13 protein-coding genes are annotated in these 18,472 nt (G+C 75.3%); 5 read left to right on the top strand and 8 right to left on the bottom strand.

The window, feature by feature from the left end; all coding sequences use genetic code 11:
• Positions 1-83 precede the first annotated feature (83 nt).
• Both ACFWN3_RS17480 and ACFWN3_RS17475 read left to right on the top strand, forming a co-directional pair.
• Positions 84-5,186: a BTAD domain-containing putative transcriptional regulator gene (locus ACFWN3_RS17480; RefSeq protein WP_377641811.1), complete on the top strand. Its 5,103-nt coding sequence runs from the start codon at positions 84-86 to the stop codon at positions 5,184-5,186.
• A 244-nt stretch (positions 5,187-5,430) separates the two neighbouring features.
• Positions 5,431-5,997: a hypothetical protein gene (locus ACFWN3_RS17475; RefSeq protein ID WP_377641809.1), complete on the top strand. Its 567-nt coding sequence runs from the start codon at positions 5,431-5,433 to the stop codon at positions 5,995-5,997.
• A gap of 84 nt (positions 5,998-6,081) precedes the next feature.
• On the opposite strand, the gene ACFWN3_RS17470 is transcribed toward ACFWN3_RS17475, so the two are convergent.
• Entirely contained in the window at positions 6,082-6,765 is a 684-nt protein-coding gene (locus tag ACFWN3_RS17470; RefSeq protein WP_377641807.1) for a hypothetical protein, read from the bottom strand.
• Positions 6,766-7,627: 862 nt separating this feature from the next.
• Between ACFWN3_RS17470 and ACFWN3_RS17465 the strand changes: the two genes are divergently transcribed.
• Positions 7,628-8,734: a winged helix DNA-binding domain-containing protein gene (locus ACFWN3_RS17465; protein ID WP_377641805.1), complete on the top strand. Its 1,107-nt coding sequence runs from the start codon at positions 7,628-7,630 to the stop codon at positions 8,732-8,734.
• A gap of 139 nt (positions 8,735-8,873) precedes the next feature.
• Here ACFWN3_RS17465 and ACFWN3_RS17460 read toward each other — a convergent pair whose 3' ends face one another.
• On the bottom strand, positions 8,874-9,266 hold the full coding sequence (locus ACFWN3_RS17460) for a LysM peptidoglycan-binding domain-containing protein (RefSeq protein WP_377641803.1): 393 nt from the start codon (positions 9,264-9,266) through the stop codon (positions 8,874-8,876).
• 250 nt (positions 9,267-9,516) lie between these two features.
• Here ACFWN3_RS17460 and lexA point away from each other — a divergent pair, with 250 nt between their 5' ends.
• Positions 9,517-10,239, top strand: a complete 723-nt coding sequence (gene lexA, locus ACFWN3_RS17455) for a transcriptional repressor LexA (protein ID WP_377641801.1) — start codon at positions 9,517-9,519, stop codon at positions 10,237-10,239.
• Between the two features lie 74 nt (positions 10,240-10,313).
• Here the strand turns inward: lexA and ACFWN3_RS17450 are convergent, their stop codons facing one another.
• Both ACFWN3_RS17450 and ACFWN3_RS17445 read right to left on the bottom strand, forming a co-directional pair.
• Positions 10,314-10,817: a GNAT family N-acetyltransferase gene (locus tag ACFWN3_RS17450; RefSeq protein ID WP_377641799.1), complete on the bottom strand. Its 504-nt coding sequence runs from the start codon at positions 10,815-10,817 to the stop codon at positions 10,314-10,316.
• Complete coding sequence (locus tag ACFWN3_RS17445; RefSeq protein WP_377641797.1) at positions 10,814-11,695, bottom strand: NAD-dependent protein deacetylase; 882 nt, start codon at positions 11,693-11,695, stop codon at positions 10,814-10,816. The genes ACFWN3_RS17450 and ACFWN3_RS17445 overlap by 4 nt, the downstream gene beginning before the upstream one ends.
• Before the next feature lie 178 nt (positions 11,696-11,873).
• Between ACFWN3_RS17445 and ACFWN3_RS17440 the strand changes: the two genes are divergently transcribed.
• Positions 11,874-12,827 (top strand): LysR family transcriptional regulator, encoded by a 954-nt coding sequence (locus ACFWN3_RS17440; RefSeq protein ID WP_377641795.1) that lies wholly within the window; start codon positions 11,874-11,876, stop codon positions 12,825-12,827.
• 9 nt (positions 12,828-12,836) lie between these two features.
• Here the strand turns inward: ACFWN3_RS17440 and ACFWN3_RS17435 are convergent, their stop codons facing one another.
• The 4 genes from ACFWN3_RS17435 to ACFWN3_RS17420 form a co-directional block, all read right to left on the bottom strand.
• The gene (locus ACFWN3_RS17435; RefSeq protein ID WP_377641793.1) at positions 12,837-15,170 is read right to left on the bottom strand and encodes a ComEC/Rec2 family competence protein; all 2,334 of its coding nucleotides are present in this window, start codon (positions 15,168-15,170) and stop codon (positions 12,837-12,839) included.
• Positions 15,171-15,337: 167 nt separating this feature from the next.
• Entirely contained in the window at positions 15,338-16,540 is a 1,203-nt protein-coding gene (locus tag ACFWN3_RS17430) for a helix-hairpin-helix domain-containing protein (RefSeq protein WP_377641792.1), read from the bottom strand.
• A 249-nt stretch (positions 16,541-16,789) separates the two neighbouring features.
• Entirely contained in the window at positions 16,790-17,386 is a 597-nt protein-coding gene (locus ACFWN3_RS17425; protein ID WP_377641790.1) for a glycerol-3-phosphate acyltransferase, read from the bottom strand.
• Positions 17,387-17,389: 3 nt separating this feature from the next.
• Positions 17,390-18,415 carry a DegV family protein gene (locus tag ACFWN3_RS17420; protein ID WP_377641788.1) on the bottom strand — a complete coding sequence of 342 codons (1,026 nt, stop codon included), beginning with the start codon at positions 18,413-18,415 and terminating at the stop codon, positions 17,390-17,392.
• Between the last annotated feature and the right edge of the window lie 57 nt (positions 18,416-18,472).

The following is an 18,472-nucleotide window of genomic DNA, read 5'->3' as shown; positions in this document are numbered from 1 at the left end:
GAGGTGCCGCGAGGTGCCGTGACGGTGCACCCTCGCACGTGAAAGGCCTGTGAGTCGTGGATCGCCATCCCTACAGTGAGCCCGTGGACTACTCCGTCCTCGGACCCCTTCGCGTGGAGAGCCTCCGCGGCCCCGTCGAGATCCGGGGAGCCAAGGAGCGGCTGCTGCTCGCCCGCCTCGTGGCGGCGACCGGGCGGCTCGTCCCGACCACCGACCTCGTCGACACGCTCTGGGGCGACGATCCGCCCCCCAGCGCCGCCAAGTCCCTCCAGACCTTCGTCCTGCGGCTGCGCAACACCCTGGAGCCCGACCGCAACGGCACCCCGTCCGTCCTGCTCACCGAGGGCCCCGGCTACCGGCTGGCCATCGACCCCATGCAGGTCGACGCCGAGCGCTTCGCCCGGCTCGCCCACCTCGGCCAGCGCAGCCTCGCCGAGGGCCGCCCGCAGAGCGCGGTCGACGCCCTCACCGACGCCCTCGGCCTCTGGCGCGGCCCCGCCTACGCGGGGTTCGCCGGCAGCGCCTTCGCCGACGCGGAGGGACGCCGGCTCGACGAGCTGCGCCTCTCCGCCACCGAGGACCGGCTCGCGGCCGAGCTCGCGCTGGGGCGCGCCGGCCCGGTGGTGCCCGAGCTCGAACGGCTCGTCGGGGAGCACCCGCTGCGCGAGCGCTTCTGGGAGATGCTCGTCACCGCCCTCTACCGTTCGGGCCGCCAGGGTGACGCCCTCGGGGCCTACGACCGGGCGCGGGCCGTGCTCGACGACGAGCTCGGAGTGGACCCGGGGCCGGGACTGCGGTCGGTGCACGCGCGCGTCCTCGCGCACGACCCCGACCTCGGCTCACCGAGCGCGCGCGCCGCCCTGCCGGCGGGCCTTCGCCCGGCTCGGCCCCTCGTGGGCCGCGATGCCGAGCTCGACCGGATGCGGGAGGCGTGGCGGGCCGCGCAGCGGGAGGGACCCGCGACTGTCGTCGTCCGAGGTCCGCAGGGAGCGGGCGCCACGGCGCTCGTCGCGGCCCTCGCCGCGGAGGTCGCCCACGACGGCGGGGTGGTCCGCCTCCTGCCTGGCCGTCGTGGAGACGGGGCGCCGGCGCCCCGGTCGCGACGCGGGAGCCAGGACCACGGACCCCGCGTCACCGCGTCGGCCACGCCCGTCCTCCTCGTCGCCGACCACGTCGACCCGGACGACGCGGGACCCCCCACCGATCGCAGGGACGACGGCGAGGACGTCGCGACCACCGGCCGGGTCCCGGCCTGCTCCCCCACCCTCACGGTGCGGATCATCGGCCCCCTCGCGACGGTGCCCGACGGCGCGGAGGTCATCGAGCTCTCCCCGCTGTCGCCGGACGACGTCCGCGAGGTCGTCGGCGGGCACGTCCCCGCCGACCAGGTCGGGCGGGTCACCGAGGCGGTCCTCGCCCGCACTCCCGGCTGGCCCGGCGCCGTGCACGAGGAGGCCGCCGACGCCGCCCGTGCGCTGGCGGTCCAGCGCGTCGAGGTCGCGGCCGCCGTGACGGGATCGACGCGGGCCGAGCTGGCCACGGCCCGTGCCGAGCTCGCCGACAGCGTCGCCGTCCTGCGGGACGCGACGGGCGATGCCGAGCCACCGGACTCCCGCACCTGCCCGTGGCGCGGGCTCGCCGCCTACGACGTCGAGGACGCCCGGTGGTTCGCCGGCCGAGACCGCCTCGTCGCCGAGCTCGTCTCCCGGCTGGCAGGGGGTCGGCTGCTCGCCCTCGTCGGGGCGTCGGGCTCGGGCAAGTCCTCGGCCCTGCGGGCGGGGCTCCTCGCCGCGCTGGCCGCCGACGTCCTGCCGGGTAGCGGCGGATGGCGGGTCGTCACGCTGCGGCCCGGGCCGCACCCGATGCGCGAGCTCGCCCGACGGTCACTGGGCGCCACGGGGCGCGACGAGGTCGCCGACCTCCTCACCCACCTCGTGACGGCGTCCGGCGAGCAGGAGGGCCGCGTCCTCGTCGCCGTCGACCAGTTCGAGGAGGTGTGGACCGTCTGCGACGACGACGCCGAGCGGCGTCAGTTCCTCGACACGCTGACCGAGCTCGCCACCGACCCGCGCTCGTCGGTGAGCGTCGTCCTCGCCGTGCGGTCCGACTTCACCGGGGCGCTCGCCGACCACGAGGCCCTGCGCGAGCTCGTCAATGACGGCACCGTCCTCATCGGACCGATGACACCGGCCGAGGTGCGCCGAGCGGTCGAACGGCCGGCAGCCACCGCCGGGCTCGTCCTCGACGACGGACTCGCCGACACCCTCGTCACCGACGCCGGGGACGAACCCGGACTGCTACCCCTGCTGTCGACCGCCATGGCCCAGCTCTGGGAGCGGCGCGACGGGTCCGCCCTCACCTACGGGGCCTACGTCGGACTCGGCGGGCTCAGCGGCGCCATCGCCTCGCTGGCCGAGGAGACCTACGGCGCGCTGTCACCCAGCCGGAGGGAGACCGCTCGCCTGCTCCTCCTGCGTCTGACCGGCCCGGGCGACGGCGCCGGCGTCACGCGGCGGCGCGTCCCCCTCGACGAGGTCGAGTCGTTGCCGCACAACGGAGTTCGTGAGGTCCTCGAGGAGCTGGCGGCGGCCCGGCTCGTCATGATCACCGACGGCCACGTCGAGGTCGCCCACGAGGCACTCTTCCGGGAGTGGCCCCGGCTGCGGACCTGGCTCGTCGAGGACGCGGCAGGCCGAGCCGTCCAGCGGCGCCTCGCCGTCGCGGCCTCCGAGTGGGACGCCGACGGCAGGGAGGCGGGCGCGCTCTGGACCGGGACGAGGCTGGCCTCGGGGCTCGAGGTCCTCCAGGCCCGACCTGACGAGCTGACCCCGGTCGAGCACGACTTCCTCCACGCCGGCCGGTCCGCCGTCGACCAGCAGCAGCGGGAGACCGCCGACCGCGCCGCGGCCACGGCCCGCCAGAACCGCAGGCTGCGCCGCCTCGTCGTCGTCATCGGGGTCGTCCTCGTCACCGCCGTCGTCGCGGGCGTCCTGGCCTGGCGGTCGCAGCAGGCGGCCGAGTCGGCCTCGCGGTCGGCGGAGGCGAAGCGTCTCGCCGCGAGCGCCCTCAACGTCGAGTACCCCGACGTCGCGCTCCTCGCGGCCGTGGAGGCGACCCGGCTCGAGCAGAGCCCGGAGACCTACGGTGCGCTCCTCACCCTCCTCGCCCGGCAGCCGAGGGTCGTGCACCGGATGCGCGTCGCCGACCGGTTCCTGCGCATCGACGTCAGCCCCGACGGGCGCACCGTCTTCCTCGGCGAGAACGAGCCACGCCTGCGGGCCGTCGACGCCGAGTCCGGTCGGCTGCTCTGGGACCGCGAGATGCCCGAGCGCGGCCAGGTCGGCAACATCACGCCGACCCCCGACGGGGCGGGTCTCATCGTCACCGAGCTCGCGGACCGCCCCGGCGTCGTCCGGCTCGACGCCCGGACGGGCGAGGTCGACTGGGCGGTGCGCGAGGAGGCCATGACGCGCGCGGTCCCCGGCGTGATGCCCTGGGTGACGATGGGCGGGCTCACGGCCACGGGCGCCTACCTCGTCAACACCGACAGCCACGTCCTCACCCTCGACGCCGACACGGGGTCGGTCCTCGGCGGGGCCCCCTGGCCCGAGACGATGCCGTTCACCACCCTGTTCCGGGTCTGGCCCGACGGCCGGGTCAGCCGGGAGGAGCCCGGTGACACGGGGACGGGCCTGGTGTTCGACCCGCACCACCCCGACCGCGGGACGACGTCGATGGCGGGCGTCCCGATCTCGTTCTCCCCGGACGGAACCCGCATGGTGCTCGCCCGTGAGGTCGCGTCGGTCTCCGAGCTGAGGATCGCGCGGCTCGCGGATCCGACGCGGGGCTCGGGATGGGTGCGGATGCCCGCGTTCGTCAGCGGCGCCCCGTGGTCGCCCGACGGCTCGCGCCTGGCCGTCACGACCCAGGACGGCGTCCAGCTGGTCGACACCGCGACGCTGGCCCTCGGCGCCGCTGCGTCCGGGCACAGCGGTGCCGTCATGGACGCCCGCTTCGCCGGCCCGTCGGCCGACCTCGTCTGGACCGCCGGGCGTGACGGCACCGCGGTGGCCTTCGACCTGTCCGGCGCACGGACGCCCATCTCGACGCGGCCGTCCGACCCCGAGCCGCACATCGGGCGATCGGCACCCGTCGCCGGGCTGGGGGTCTACCTCGACCGGCTCCCCGAGGACCCCAACACGGCGCACGTCACCGACCTCGGGACCGGCCGCAACCTCGGCGAGCTCACCTACGACCTCGGGGCCGCCGGAGACGCGCTGGGGCGCGACGTCCTGACCCAGGTGAGCACCGTCGCCATCAGCCCGGACGGCTCGACGGCCCTGCTCGGCATCGAGGCGTTCGTCCCGGGGCCCGGGCGCCGGGAGCCGGCCGGGTTCGTCGTCGTCCTCGACGCCCGGACCCGCACCCAGCGCGCCGTCGTCGCCACTCCCTGGGCCGTCTTCGGCATCGCCGTCGGTCGCGACGGTCGCCGCGCCGTCGTCAACGGCGAGACCGGGTACGCCGTCGTCGACCTCGTCTCGCCGGGCATCGTCGGCTCACCGACCGCGCTGCCCGAGATGCAGAGCCTCGACATGACCACCGGCGCCGAGGTGTCACCGGACGGCCGGCTCGCCGCCCTCGCGCGCAACGACGAGGTCCTCCTCGTCGACGTCGCGACCGGGCGGGTCGTGCGCCGAGGACCGGTGGCCGAGGAGGACGACCAGGTCGTCCAGGCCCTCGCGTGGTCCGGCGACTCCGCCACCCTCGTCGCCGGGTCGGACGCCGGGTGGCTGCACGTGGTCTCGGCAGCGACGCTGGAGCCCGTCGCACCACGACGGCTCATCACCGGCGGCTGGGTCGTCGACCTCGAGGTCAGCCCGGACGGTCGCGTGCTCGCGAGCATCGGCAGCGACGGCGGCGACACCATCCTGTGGGACACCGCGACGTGGAGGCCCTACGGGCAACCGGTCACCGACGACCGGCTCTGGGGCTGGCTGACCTTCACGCCGGACAGCAGGGGCCTGCGGATCCTGTTCGAGGAGAGGGAGGCCGTCGACATCTCGGTCGATCCCGCCGACTGGGTGGCGGCAGCGTGCGCGGCCGCCGGCCGCAACCTCTCGGCCGAGGAGTCCGCCGTCGTCCTGCCCGGCCAGCCCGTCCGCCCCACCTGCCCGGGGCTCGACTGACCCGGACGGGTGCCGCCTTCGTGCGGCGGGGCCCGCGTGACACGAGGCCACGGGGCCTGTCGCGACCGGGACGCGAGGGTCGCGACCGGGACCCGAGGGTCGCGACCGGGTCGCGACCGCACCGCGACCGCGGCCGGGCACCGTCGTCACCACCGGGGTCCGACCCCCGCCACACGGGCAGCGCCACCGCCCGCACCGCGGGCCGTCGCCCCACCCAGGCACGACCGACACCGAGGAGCACGCCATGACCACCCCCAGCCCACTGCACCGCCTCGCCGGCACGACGCTGGCCGTCGCCGCCCTCGCCACGGCGTCGGTCGCCGGCGCGACCGCCGCTTCCGCCCAGGAGGTCCTGCGCGGGAGCCTCTCCTTCCCCGCCGACACGCCCGTCGTCGAGTGCGACGGCGGGGTCGGCATCGGTCTCGCCCTCGACGTCGACTACGCCTACCACTGGACCTACGAGGGCGACGAGCTCGTGCAGGAGCGGCTGATCCTCCGGTACTCCGGGTGGTTCGAGAACCAGTCGACCGGCGAGCGCTCCGACACGGTGCGCGGCACGGGGAACACCGTCGTGGACTTCGTGGCGGGGACGCGCACCCTCAGCGGCACGGGTCGCTCGATGACGCTGCCCGGCGTCGGCAAGGTCCTGCACGAGGCCGGCCACTCGGTCCTCGTCCACGAGACCGGTGAGGTCCTCTCGACCCACGGCCCCCTCGTCAACGAGGCGACGGCGGAGGGAGCCAGGTCCGTCTGCGCGGCGATGGGACTGACCGGCGGCGTCCCGCTCGAGCCGCCGGACGTGCACGACTGACGACGCCGGGACCGAGCGAGCCCGCCGGCACGGTGCACGACCGTGCCGGCGGGCTCCCGGGTCAGGCCCCGGAGGGCTCCCGGGTCAGACCGTGGGGCCCTTGGCGCGCAGCTTGTCGACCTCCGACATCGCCTCGCGCAGCTCGGACAGCCACGTGTCGGCGTGCTCGCCGACGAGGCGGACCGACCAGGCGAGGGCGTCGCTGCGCGACCGGGCGACGCCGGCGTCGACGAGCGTGTCGAGAACGGCGCGCTCGGGCTGGCGCAGGCGCGTCATCACCGGGACGGCGAGGTGGGTGAACAGGGCGGTGGTGTCGCCGACCCGGGCGCCCCAGGAGACGGTGCGCTGGTAGCGGCCCTGGGCCTCCTCGGCGATGGCCATCCGCTGCTCGCGGGTCTCGGCGCGGAACCGGCTGACCCGGCCCTCGGCCTCGGCGCCGTCGGTGCCGGCCTCGATGCCGGCGAGGGTGCCGATGACGGTGATCTCCTCACGGTCGACGGTCACCTCGAGGGCGTCGAACCAGCCGTCGGGCAGGCGTCCGGTGAACCACTTCTCGGCGTCGTCGGCGCTGGGCAGGTCGCCCTGCTGCCAGCCGCCGGGCCGGCCGAAGCCGCGGCCGCGGCGCATGCCCTCGGGGCCGCCGCCGGGACCGGGACGGCCTCCGCGGGGCCCGCGACCGAAGCCGTGGGGGCCGTGGCCGCGTCCGCTGCGAGGGCCACGCTCGCCGGTGGTGGGGTCGGACTCAGGGGTGGTGTGGGGGTGTCGCATGATGGTGCTCCTTGCAGTGATTACTTCATTACATCACTGCAGAACGCGCGTCGTCCAGCCCTGATTCCCACAGGCCCGTGTAGAGGTCCTGCGCCCGCGCCCCGCACCGGCCGAACACCTCAACCGGCAGATGCCATGGCTCCGCGCTCCTCGACGGAGGTGTCGCGCCGGCGGGAGGAGCTGGCCGGTCACCTCGACCGGCGAGTGCACGCGGGAGGGCCCACCGCCGGCGGCAGGCGGGAGGGCCCACCGGGTGGCGGCAGGCGGGAGGGCCCACCGGTGGCGGCGGGTGGGGACGTGACACGGGGCCGCGACCGCTCAGCCGGTCACGGCCCCGTGCACGATGTCGTCGGGGAGGCCCCGTCCGACGAGAGCCGACAGCGCTCCCCCGACGACGGCGGCCCGGGAACCCTCTGTGTATCCCCGGGTCGCGTCCCTACTCGCCCGGCACCTGGTTCTGGTGCACGAGCGCAGCGGTGAGGGCCCCGTGCCAGCCGCCCGGTGCGGACGAGCCGCGGGCGCCGCAGCCGCAGCTCCACAGCCACTTGCCGGTGTCGCAGTGGACGACCGGGTGGTGGCTCAGGCGAGCTGAGCGGCGGCGTCGGGTCCTCATACCCATGGAGTCTGCTCCCGACCCCTGACGCTGTCCGGGACTTCGCGCCCGACCGGCCGAGCGTCGACGCAGGAGTACCGGGTCGGTCGATGGGGGGTCGTCCGTTCGGTCGAGCGGAGGGCTCTCACGGGGGTGCACTCGAGGCCCTCCCCCGACGGGTCGCGCCCGACCCGCATCCACGGTCCGACGCCGTCAGGAGGTCCGCCGTCGCCACGGCGCCGTGTCCGAGGGCGCTGCGAGGATGGCCCCGTGGGCATCCCTTCCCTCTCCGACGTGCACCGCCGGCGCCTGGCCACCCAGCGGCTCACCTCCGCCGGGCTGCGCACCGGCGCCGAGGTCGTGCGGCTGCTGACGTGCGTCCAGTCGCAGGACGCGCCCCTCGCGGCGTGGTCGCTGGGGCAGCGGATGCGCGAGGGCACGACCTATGCCGACGTCCTCGCCGAGCAGGCGCGGGGCGGCTGGGTCCGCACCCACATCCTGCGGCCGACGTGGCACCTCGTCGCGAGCGAGGACCTGAGGTGGGTGCAACGAGCCACGGGGTCCCGGGTCGAGCAGGCCTCCGCCGGGCGCTACCGGGGGCTGGGTCTCGACGAGACGACGACCGGGAGGATGCTCGACGCGCTCCACGACCTCCTCGCCGGCCCGACCCCGCTGACCCGCCCCGAGCTGACCCGCGCCTTCGCCGAGCGCGGCCTGGCCCACTCGGGCGAGCAGATGGCGCACCAGCTCATCGTCGCCGAGCTGCGCGCCGTCATCTGCTCGGGGCCTCCGCGCGGGACGACGCACACCTACGTCCTCGCCGACGAGACCGTGCCGCCCGCGCCCCTCGACGCCCTCGACGTCGACGACGCCCGTCGTGAGCTGACCCGCCGGTTCGTCATCGGGCACGGGCCGGCCTCCGACCGCGACCTCGCCCGCTGGTCCTCCCTCACCCTCACCCAGGTCCGCAGCGCCCTGGCCGACCTCTCCGGCGAGCTCGCGTCGATGGAGCTCGGTGGCGAGACGCTGTGGGTCGACCCGTCGTCGACGCCCCGCACGACGAGGCCGCGACGCGCCTTCCTCTTCCAGACCTTCGACGAGGCCGCCCTGACCTACCCGACGACCGGGTTCCCCCGCCGCTCCCCCGAGGCGACGCGGGGACGGCTGCTCTCCGAGGCCGGTGGCGGCATCGTCGTCCTCGACGGGCAGGACGTTGGCGTGTGGAAGCGCACCGTCGCCAAGGACGGCGTCGGGGTCGACCTCCACCCGGACCTCCCGCTGCCGGCCGACGACCTCGAGCAGGTGGCCTCGGCCGCACGGGCCCTCGCCGACTTCGTCGATCGGCCCCTCGACCTGCGGGTGCACCCGGCCTCCTGACCGTGACGCGCCCGAACGCACGAAGGGCGTCGCGCCCCCTGCACGGGACACGACGCCCTCCGGCGTTCTGAGTCGGGTCGAGGGACTCAGAGTTCTGGGGTCGCCCTCGACGCCGGAGCGCAGGACGACGTCACCGGCCTCAGCCGGCGGGGATGACGAGCTGCTGTCCGGCGCTGACCTGCGCGGAGTTGAGCTCGTTCGCGACCTGGATCGCGACGATCCCGGTGGAGACCGAGAGGTCGGGGAGCTGGGTGGCGGCGATCTCGGACAGCGTCTGGCCGGGCGCCACGGTGACGACGGTGAGCGGCTCGGCCGCGCCGGCACCGCTGAGCCCGGTCAGGCCGAGGACGCCCGCCGTGGCGAGCGCCAGGGCGAGCAGGGCGAGCCGGCCGCGGCGGGTGATGCGCACTGCGGCGGCGGGCGCCGCCGCGCCGCCCTCGCGGCCTCCTGGGAGCACGACGAGCTGCGGGCGTCGCGGCGCCCGGGCACCGACGGACCCGAGGTCTGCGGGGTCCCACGCGACTGCACTCATGTTGTCCTCCATCCCGGCGGCGAGAGCCACCATCGAACCGGTGTTCGATAGAACGTCTGTACGAGTTCTAGCACGAATGTTCGACTCGGACAAGACACGCCTCGAAGAAATGTTTGAAACGTGTGTACGATCCGCGTACGCTCCTGTCATGGAAGGAAGCCTGTCGCACGGCACTGACAGACCTTCTGACCTGCAGGAACGCCGGTTCGAGCCGACCCGGCCCGCGCTGGACGAGACCGAAGGGGTCGACATGGCACGTCCGAGGAACGCCGACATCCACGAGATGCCCGACCGCGGTGACGGCGGGGCGCTGACCCACCGTCAGCGCAAGGTCCTCGAGGTCATCCGCAACTCCATCGACCGCCGCGGCTACCCGCCGAGCATGCGCGAGATCGGCGAGGCCGTGGGCCTGACCTCCCCCAGCTCGGTCGCCCACCAGCTCTCCGCGCTCGAGCGCAAGGGCTTCCTGCGCCGCGACCCCAACCGGCCGCGCGCCATCGAGGTCATCTCCCCCGACACCGCCACCGACGAGCCCGGCTACCGCGGGGCCGCCGAGCACGACGACGTCGACGTCACGGGGATCAACGACCAGCGGCCCGAGGCGTCCTACGTCCCGGTCCTGGGCCGGATCGCCGCAGGCGTGCCGATCACCGCCGAGGAGGTCGTCGAGGACGTCTTCCCGCTCCCCCGCCAGATCGTCGGCGAGGGCTCGCTGTTCCTCCTCAAGGTCGTCGGCGACTCGATGATCGACGCCGCCATCTGCGACGGCGACTGGGTCGTCGTGCGCCAGCAGCCGAGCGCCGACAACGGCGACATCGTCGCGGCGATGCTCGACAACGAGGCCACCGTCAAGACGTTCAAGCGCAAGGACGGCAAGGTCTGGCTGCTCCCGCACAACGAGGCGTTCTCGCCCATCGACGGCGACCACGCGACGATCCTCGGCAAGGTGACCGCGGTCCTGCGGCGCATCTGACGCGCCCCACGTCTGACGCACCCCACTCCTCACGCGCCACCCTCCGTCGCGCCACCCCCTCGGCCCCGCTGCGTCTACCGACCGGCGGGGCCGAAGCGCTGCCAGAAGGCGGTGTCGACCCAGTCGTCGAACTTGCGACCGACCTCGCGCAGCACCCCGACCCGCTCGAACCCGAACGCCAGGTGCAGCGCCTCGCTGGCCGGGTTCGGCTGGGCGATGACCGCGATGACGACGTGGATGCCGTCGGCGTCGACCCGGTCGAGGAGCTCGGCGTACATCGCCCGGCCCAGGCCGCGGCCGCGGGCCTCGTCGCGCAGGTAGATCGAGGTCTCGCGGGTGCCGTCGTACGCGGGTCGCGGCCGGTAGGTCGAGGCGTACGCGAACCCGAGGACGTCTCCGTCGTCGTCCTCCGCCACGAGCACGTGGTCGCCGGGGCGGGTCGAGGCCACCCGCTCGGCGAAGTGCTCGGGCGGCCGGGGCTCGGTGTCGAAGGTCGACACACTCGTGTGCACCGCGTCGTTGTAGATCGCGGCGATGGCGGGCAGGTCGGCCGCGGTGGCCGTGCGGATCGTCGTCATCGGAGCCGGCCGCTGCCTCGGGCGGCCACGGCGTCGCGGACGACGGCGCGCAGGGTCGGGGCGAGCGCGGCGTCGAGGCGCAGCGTCATGACGGGGTCGCCGCGCGTGGGTCCGCGGGTGACCGCCATGACCGGGATGCCGCGACCGGCCGCGTGGCGCACGAAGCGCAGGCCCGACATCACCGCCAGCGAGGAGCCGAGGACGAGCAGGGCCGGGGCGGCGTCGGTGAGGGCATAGCAGGCGGCGACCCGGTCGCGCGGGACCGAGCCCCCGAAGAACACGACGTCGGGCTTGAGGGTGTCGGCGCCGCAGACCGTGCAGCGCGGGGTGTGGAAGCCGGTGACGAGGGAGTCGGCGAGGACGATGTCGCCGTCGGGGCGGATCTGGCTGCTGACCCGCGACCCGTCGTCGGCCTCCCCCTCGGCGAGGAGCTCGAAGCCGTGGTTCGCCTCGGCCATCCGAGCCTGGAGCAGGTCGCGGTCGGAGCGGTCGCCGCAGGTGAGGCAGACGACCTCGGCGAGGCTGCCGTGGAGCTCGGTGACGTCGGGGCTGCCGGCGGCCTGGTGGAGGCCGTCGACGTTCTGGGTGATGACAGCCCCGAGGACGCCGTGGCGCTGGAGGTCGGCGACGGCGTGGTGGGCGGCGTTCGGCTCGGCGTGCCAGAAGCGCTGCCACCCGATGAAGGAGCGCGCCCAGTACCGCTGCCGGGCCTCGCTGCTCCCGACGAACTCGCCGTGCTGCATCGGGGTGACCCGGCGGGTGCCGTCGGGGCATCGGTAGTCGGGGATGCCGCTGTCGGTGCTCATGCCCGCGCCGGTGAGGACGAGGGTGCCCGGGTGCGCCGCGAGGAGGGCGGCGAGGGCGGCGACGTCCGACATGCCCCCGATTCTCGCACCGGGTGTCGGCGGTGGCCGACCGAGGGTCGCGAAGGACACGGGGTTCGACCGACGGCCGGCGCCACGGCGCTCGAGGAGGCTGCGGAGACGGGCGGCGACGCCGCATCACCGTGCGTTTCGTGGTGGCGCGTGTCGATAACGTCACGTTATGATGGAGGGCATGATCGACGCCGCTGGACTCCGGGTCATGAAGGCCATCTCCGACGAGGGCAGCTTCACCGCCGCCGCCGCCTCGCTGGGCTACACCCAGCCGGCGATCTCGCAGATGGTCCGGCGCCTCGAACAGCGCACCGGCACCGTCCTCGTGGAGCGGGTCGGGCGCAACGTCCGGCTCACCGAGGCGGGGCAGGTCCTCGCCCGCCACGCGACGCCGGTGCTCGCTGCGCTCGACGCCGCCGAGGAGGAGGTCGCCGCGATCGCCGGCCTGCGCAGCGGACGGGTCCGCCTCATGGCCTTCCCGTCGGCGTCGGCGACCCTGGTCCCGCGGGCGCTGGCGCTGGTCAAGCAGCGCTTCCCCGACGTCCAGATCACCTTCACCGAGGCCGAGCCGCCCGAGAGCCTGGCCGCCCTCAAGGCCGGCGAGTGCGACCTCGCCGTCGCGTTCGCCTACGAGGGCACCGACCTCGGCCGCGGCGAGGAGGACCTCGACCAGTTCGTCATCACCCCGCTCCTCGACGACGAGGTCCGGCTCGCCGTGCCGCAGGGCCACCCGGTCGCCGGGCAGGAGACCGTCGACCTCGCCGACCTCTCGGGTGAGCCGTGGATCGCCGGCTGTCCCCGCTGCCGTGGCCACCTCCTCCAGCTGACCCACGACGCGGGCTTCCGCCCCGACGTGGCCTACGAGACCGAGGACTACGTCGCCGTCATGGGCCTGGTCGCCGAGGGCCTCGGCGTCGCGCTCATCCCCGACCTCATCCTGCGCACGGTGCACCACGGCGACGTCGTGGCCCTGCCGATGACGCCCGCCTCGCGCCGCTCGATCATGGCCGTGACGACCCCCGACCTCCAGCGCGTCCCGGCGGTGCAGGCCACCCTGGACGCCCTCGCGGAGTCGGCGAGGTCGCAGTCGCAGGCCCCGACGGTGCGCGCGCCCGAGCCGGCCTGGTCGATCTGACCCACCGGGTCATCGCGACGTCACCGCCTCGATGACGCCGCCGTCCTCGACGACCGCGACGTCGCCGTCCCGGTCGGTGCGCAGGACGGTGTAGCCGTTGCGGCGCAGCACCTCCAGGTGTCGTGGTGCGGGGTGGCCGTAGTCGTTGTCGGCCCCGACGCTGACGACGCCTAGCGGTGACCTGACCGCGGCCATGAGGTCGTCGTCGAGGTTGGCGCTGCCGTGGTGCGGTGTCTTGACGACCTCGAACCCACCGGCGGCCACGGCCATCGAGGGCTCCCGCCGCAGCCGCAGGAGGAGGTCGTGGGCCGCTTCCCGCTCGACGTCGCCGAGGAGCAGGGCGTCGACGCTGCCGGTTCGCACGGCGAGGACGAGGCTCGCGTTGTTGGGCACCGACCCCGCGGCGATGCGACGGACCGGGCTCCAGACGACGGCGTCGACGTCGCCGACCCGCAACCGGTCCCCCGCCTGCACGACGACGACCGGGATGCCGTGCGAGGCGGCGAGGCGGCGCACCTCACGGTCGGCGGCCTCCGGCTCGGCGACGGGACCGACGAGGAACTGCGCGACGGTCCGTCCCGACAGCGCGCCCGGCAGCCCGTCGACGTGGTCGGCGTGCAGGTGGGTGAGGACGACGGCATCGAGCATCGTGACGCCGAGGCGGTCGAGGCAGTGGTCGACGAGGGGCGGGTCGGGCCCGGCGTCGACGAGGACGGCGCGCGCCGGTCCGCTGCGCACGACGACGGCATCCCCCTGGCCGACGTCGCACACGACGACGCGCCATCCGTCCCGGGGCCAGGTGACGAGGCGAGTCGGGAGCAGGGCAGCCGCGACGAGGACGGCCGCCCCGACCGTGAGTGCCGGGTGGGCCGCCACGCCGCTGACGAGAGCCCGGCCGGCCAGCAGGACGAGGAGGGTGAGCCCGGCGAGGAGCAGGGCACCGGGCCACCCGTCGGGCCAGGGCATCGTGCCGCCGGGCACCTCGGCGAAGCGTCGGGCGACCTGCGCGATGCCGGTCGTCGGGACGACGCCCACCCATGCCACGAGCTCGGCGCCGCGGGGCCACCCGACGGAGACGAGGGCCGCCGTCACCCCGGCGACGGTCGCCACGGGTACGAGGGGTGCGGCGAGCAGGTTGGCCAGCACCCCGACGACGCTCACCGATCCTTGGAGGAGGACGACGACGGGCGCGGTCATCGCCTGGGCCGCCACGGGGACGGCCAGCGCCGGACCGAGAGGGGCGACGCGGGTCGGGAGCCGTCGGCCGATGGCGTCGCCCCACGGGCGGGTGAAGAGCAGCAACCCCAGGGTCGCCAGCGACGACAGGGCGAAGCCGTAGGACCGGGCGAGCCAAGGATCGAGGAGCAGCACGACGACGATCGCCGCCCCGAGCACGGGCGGCCCGGCCGAACGGCGCGACCGGCTGAGCCCGATGAGGCCGATGGCGCCCATGACGGCGGCGCGGACCACGCTCGGCTCGGGTCTCGCGAGGACGACGAAGCCGGCGAGGGCGAGCATGGCGAGCCACGGCCGCAGCGCCCTCGGGATCCCGAGCACCGCGCAGAGCCCGATGACGAGACCCACGACGACCGCGACGTTGCTGCCCGAGACCGCGGTGAGGTGCGTCATGCCGGTGGCGCGCATCGCCTCGGTGAGGTCGGGCGGGGTGCGGCTCGTGTCCCCGATGACGAGGCCGGGCAGGAGTCCGCGGGCATCCTCGGGGGCGTCGTCGACCGATGCGCGCAGCCCGGACCGGAGTCGTTCCGCGGCGGTCGCCACGGTCCCCGGCGGTGACAGGACCCGCGGAGCAGCGGTGACCGCGAGGGTGGCCACCCGGTCGTCGGCGGCGTCCGTGGGACCGAGGCGGCCGGTGACCCTCGCCGTCGCGCGCCACGGGAGCGCGACGAGCCGGGTGTCGCCGGTGAGGAGGACGGGTGCGGCGGTCCGACGTCGGGTTCCGCGGGCGTCAACGACCTGCATCGTCGCCTCGCGCAGCACCCGAGCGCGGTCGCCGGTCCCCGCGAGCACGACGGGGTCCCCGGTGACGACGACCTCTGCGGTCACCACGGCACGCTCGAGCGCCAGCTCGACGACGCCGCCGCGTGCCCGCAGGACGGCGTGCCCGGCGGCGGCGACCTGCAGGAGGACGACGAGGAGGCAGAGCAGGAGCGCGGTTCGGCGCCACGTCCTGGTGGCGCGTCGCCGCACCGCCAGGAGGGCGCCGGCAGCCACCAGGGCGCCGGCCCCGACGACGAGGTGCCCTGCCGGCGACAGCGCGAGCGCCGCTGCAGCCACGGCCCAGGCGAGGACGGCCGGACCGAGCAGCCGCAGGTCGGTGGCCACCCGTGGCGTGGTGTCGTCCGGCGCGCCTTCCGAGCCTGACGACCCCTTGGTTCGTCGCCGCGAGGGCGCGGACATCAGGGACGAGCGGCCGTCGTCGGCGTCGTTGTCGTCGGAGGCGGAGGCGGCGGCGGCGTGCGCACGTGCGGTGGACCCGAGCGTGCGCCGGGTCACAGGGTCACCAGGGGCCGGAGCCGTTCCATGAGCTTCTCGCCGATGCCGCTGACCTCGCCGAGCTCGTCGACGGTCGTGAAGCGTCCGTGCTCGGCCCGCCAGTCGAGGATGCGCTGGGCGAGCACCGGCCCCACTCCGGGCAGGGTGTCGAGACCCGCGAGGTCGGCGGTGTTGATCGGGACCAGCCCTCCCCCGGTCGAGCCCGTTCCACCGCTCCCGCCACCGCTTCCACTGGCGGGGGCGCCGGGCGGGTCGGGGTCGCCGGGCGCGGGCACGACGACCTGTTCACCGTCGACGAGGACGCGCGCCAGGTTCACCCTCGCGAGGTCGGCCCCCTTCGTCGCACCGCCGGCCGCCTCGAGGGCGTCAGCGACCCGCGACCCGGGCGGCAACCGTTGCAGCCCCGGCCGCCGGACCTTGCCGACGACGTGGACGACCACGCCCGAGGCGCCCACCGCGCCCGCCGCCCCGGGCGCCGAGGCATCAGGGGTCGCCGGAGTCGCCGAGGTCGCTGACGGGAACCCGCTCCCCGACCCGGCCCCGACGGGTGCGGCCCCCACGGACAGACCCGTCGGACCTGCCCGTGAGCCCCCGCCCGGGGCCAGGACGGTGCCGTCACCTCCGGCCCAGGCGACGCGCAGCCCGAAGAGCGCCACCGCCACCGCGACGACGACCGCGAGGCCGATGACGGCCAGCCGGCCGGGCTCCCACCGCGCACCGACGAACGCCTCGGGCAGGCGGAACCAGCGCCGGACCCGCGACCTCAGCCCGTCGTCATCGACGTCGAGGTCGTCCTCGGGGACGGCCGGCACCCAGTCGAGGTTAGGGATGCCCCCGCCCTCCCGTCGCTCCAGCCCTCCGCCCTCGCCTCGCCAGAGCTCCTCGACGTGAGGCGAGGCGTCGTCCTCGACACGGGACGAGGCGTCGTCCTCGACACGGGCTGGGCGGTGGCCCAGGGCGCGGGGTGAGCGGTCGTCATCGATGTCGGTCGGGCGGTCGTCGATGACGCGCGGTGCGCGGTCGTCCTCGACGGCGGGCAGGCGGTAGCCCAAGGCGCGAGGTGGGCGGCCATCGTCGAGCGCGGACTGCGACCCGCTCGGCCGCAGCTCCCGGGCCGTCGGGACGTAGCCCGTCCGCGGCGCCCGCAGCCGGGCCATCGCGCGCGGGGAGAGCGGCTCGGAGCGACGTCGACGGGGCATGGATCGACGCTAGGCAGGTCCGCCCCCCGCCCGATGACCGACCGCGGACCTGTGGACACCGCGGCCGCCCGCTCGCTCCTGTGGACGGCCAGCCGCACTGTGGCCGAATGTCACCGAACCTCGCGGATGTCACCCGATATCGGGCGGCACGTGGGAGGTTCGGTGACATTGGGGCCCGCGACACCCGGACACCGCGACGCCCCGGACACCGAGCCACCCCGACACCGTCGCGGCGGGGTGGCGCCGACCTCAGCGGAGGCGACCGACCCAGGCGACGATGTTGCGACGGTGCCGCGAGAGCACGAGCGCCGCGATGAGGACGAGCCACACCCCGACGGTCACCGAGATCCCGGGCACGATCCCCACCGCGCCGAGCACCCCGAGCACCCCGATCGAGAGCACCGCCACGACCGATGCCTCCCCCACGAACGGCACGAGCGCCTTCGTCACGCCGAACACGACGACCGCGGCCAGCCCCACGAAGGGCTCGACGGCCAGCACCGTCCCCAGCGCGCACGCGACGCCCTTGCCCCCCTTGCCCCGCAGGAACGGGCTGTAGACGTGCCCGAGGACGACGGCGAAACCGGCCACGAGGGCTGGCACCGTCCCGAGCGCCCGCAGCACGACGAACGTCGGCAGCCACGCCTTCACCACGTCCAGGACGAGGACGAGGACGCCCCACTTCCTCCCGAGGACCCGCCCGGCGTTCGTCGCCCCGGGGTTGCCCGACCCGGACCCGCGCAGGTCGTGGCCGAGGGCGCGCGCCAGCAGGGTGGCCGGGTTGACCGACCCGATGAGGAAGCAGACGACCGCGACGACCGCGACCTGGACGGCAAGCCCGAGCATCGGTCAGTGCGCCGCCTCGACGTCACCGGCACCGCCACCGGCGTCGCCCGTGCCGGTCTCGCCCGCGCCCGACTCGCCCGCGCCGGACTCGTCGGTGCCGGACGCGCGCGCACCACCCTCGCCCTCACCCTCCGCAGCGACACCCTCGGCCCCGCCCTGACCCGGCGACGGCACGAACCGCGGCACGACGGCGACGGCCAGGGTGCCCGGGCCCACGTGTGCCCCGACGACCGCGCCGAGCTCGACGACCCGCACGTCGACGTCGCCGCCGAGCCGGGCGCCGAGCCGCTCCGCCAGCCGGTCGGCCCGCTCGCGGGAGTCGAGGTGGTGCACGGCCACGTCGACGCCGGACGAACCTGCGGGCGGCGACGACGCGGCCTCGACCGCCATCTCCTCCAGCCGGGCGATGGCCCGGCTCGACGTGCGGACCCGCTCGAGCGGCACGATGTGCCCGTCGCGCAGGCCGAGGATCGGCTTGATCGCCAGCGCCGAGCCGAGCAGCGCCCCGGCCTTGCCGATGCGCCCGCCGCGCCGCAGGTACTCCAGCGTGTCGACGTAGAACACGACGGTCGAGGCCGTGCAGGTCCGACGCACGACCGACGCCACGTCCTCCGCCGACGCCCCGCCGGCCGCGAGCCGCGCCCCGGCGAGCACCGCGTGCCCCATCGCCATCCCGAGCGCCCGCGAGTCGATGACGGTGACGGGCACCGGCGAGGACGCCGCCGCGAGCTCGGCCCCGCCGATCGTGCTCGACATGTCGCCGGAGATGTGGACCGACACGATGGCGGTCGCCCCGGCCGCCGCCGCGGCCTCGTACACCTGGAGGAAGGCGGCGGGCGCCGGGCGTGAGGTCGAGACGGGGACGAACCGGCGCAGCGCGTCGGCGACGGCCGCGGCGTCGATGTCGACCCCCTCCGCGTGCTCGGTGCCGCCGATGACGACGTGCAGCGGGACGACGCCGACGTCCAGACCGTCGAGGAGGTCGGGCGGAAGGTAGGCCGTCGAGTCGGTGACGAGGGCGGTGCTCACCCGAGCAGGCTAGTGGGCGCGCGGCATCGGGCGAGGACCCCCGCGCGGACGCCGACG

Origin of the sequence: Oryzobacter terrae (assembly GCF_042756445.1) — a bacterium.
In the GTDB taxonomy this organism is placed as follows: Bacteria; Actinomycetota; Actinomycetes; order Actinomycetales; family Dermatophilaceae; genus Oryzobacter; species Oryzobacter terrae.
Note: the sequence above shows the minus strand (reverse complement) of the source record. Positions and strands in the feature narration are given on the sequence as shown.

Coding starts and splice junctions, on each gene's coding strand:
- ACFWN3_RS17475 (WP_377641809.1), top strand. CDS start 5,431: ATGACCACCCCCAGCCCACTGCACCGCCTCGCCGGCACGACGCTGGCC.
- ACFWN3_RS17470 (WP_377641807.1), bottom strand. CDS start 6,765: ATGCGACACCCCCACACCACCCCTGAGTCCGACCCCACCACCGGCGAG.
- ACFWN3_RS17460 (WP_377641803.1), bottom strand. CDS start 9,266: ATGAGTGCAGTCGCGTGGGACCCCGCAGACCTCGGGTCCGTCGGTGCC.
- lexA (WP_377641801.1), top strand. CDS start 9,517: ATGGCACGTCCGAGGAACGCCGACATCCACGAGATGCCCGACCGCGGT.
- ACFWN3_RS17450 (WP_377641799.1), bottom strand. CDS start 10,817: ATGACGACGATCCGCACGGCCACCGCGGCCGACCTGCCCGCCATCGCC.
- ACFWN3_RS17445 (WP_377641797.1), bottom strand. CDS start 11,695: ATGTCGGACGTCGCCGCCCTCGCCGCCCTCCTCGCGGCGCACCCGGGC.
- ACFWN3_RS17440 (WP_377641795.1), top strand. CDS start 11,874: ATGATCGACGCCGCTGGACTCCGGGTCATGAAGGCCATCTCCGACGAG.
- ACFWN3_RS17430 (WP_377641792.1), bottom strand. CDS start 16,540: ATGCCCCGTCGACGTCGCTCCGAGCCGCTCTCCCCGCGCGCGATGGCC.
- ACFWN3_RS17425 (WP_377641790.1), bottom strand. CDS start 17,386: ATGCTCGGGCTTGCCGTCCAGGTCGCGGTCGTCGCGGTCGTCTGCTTC.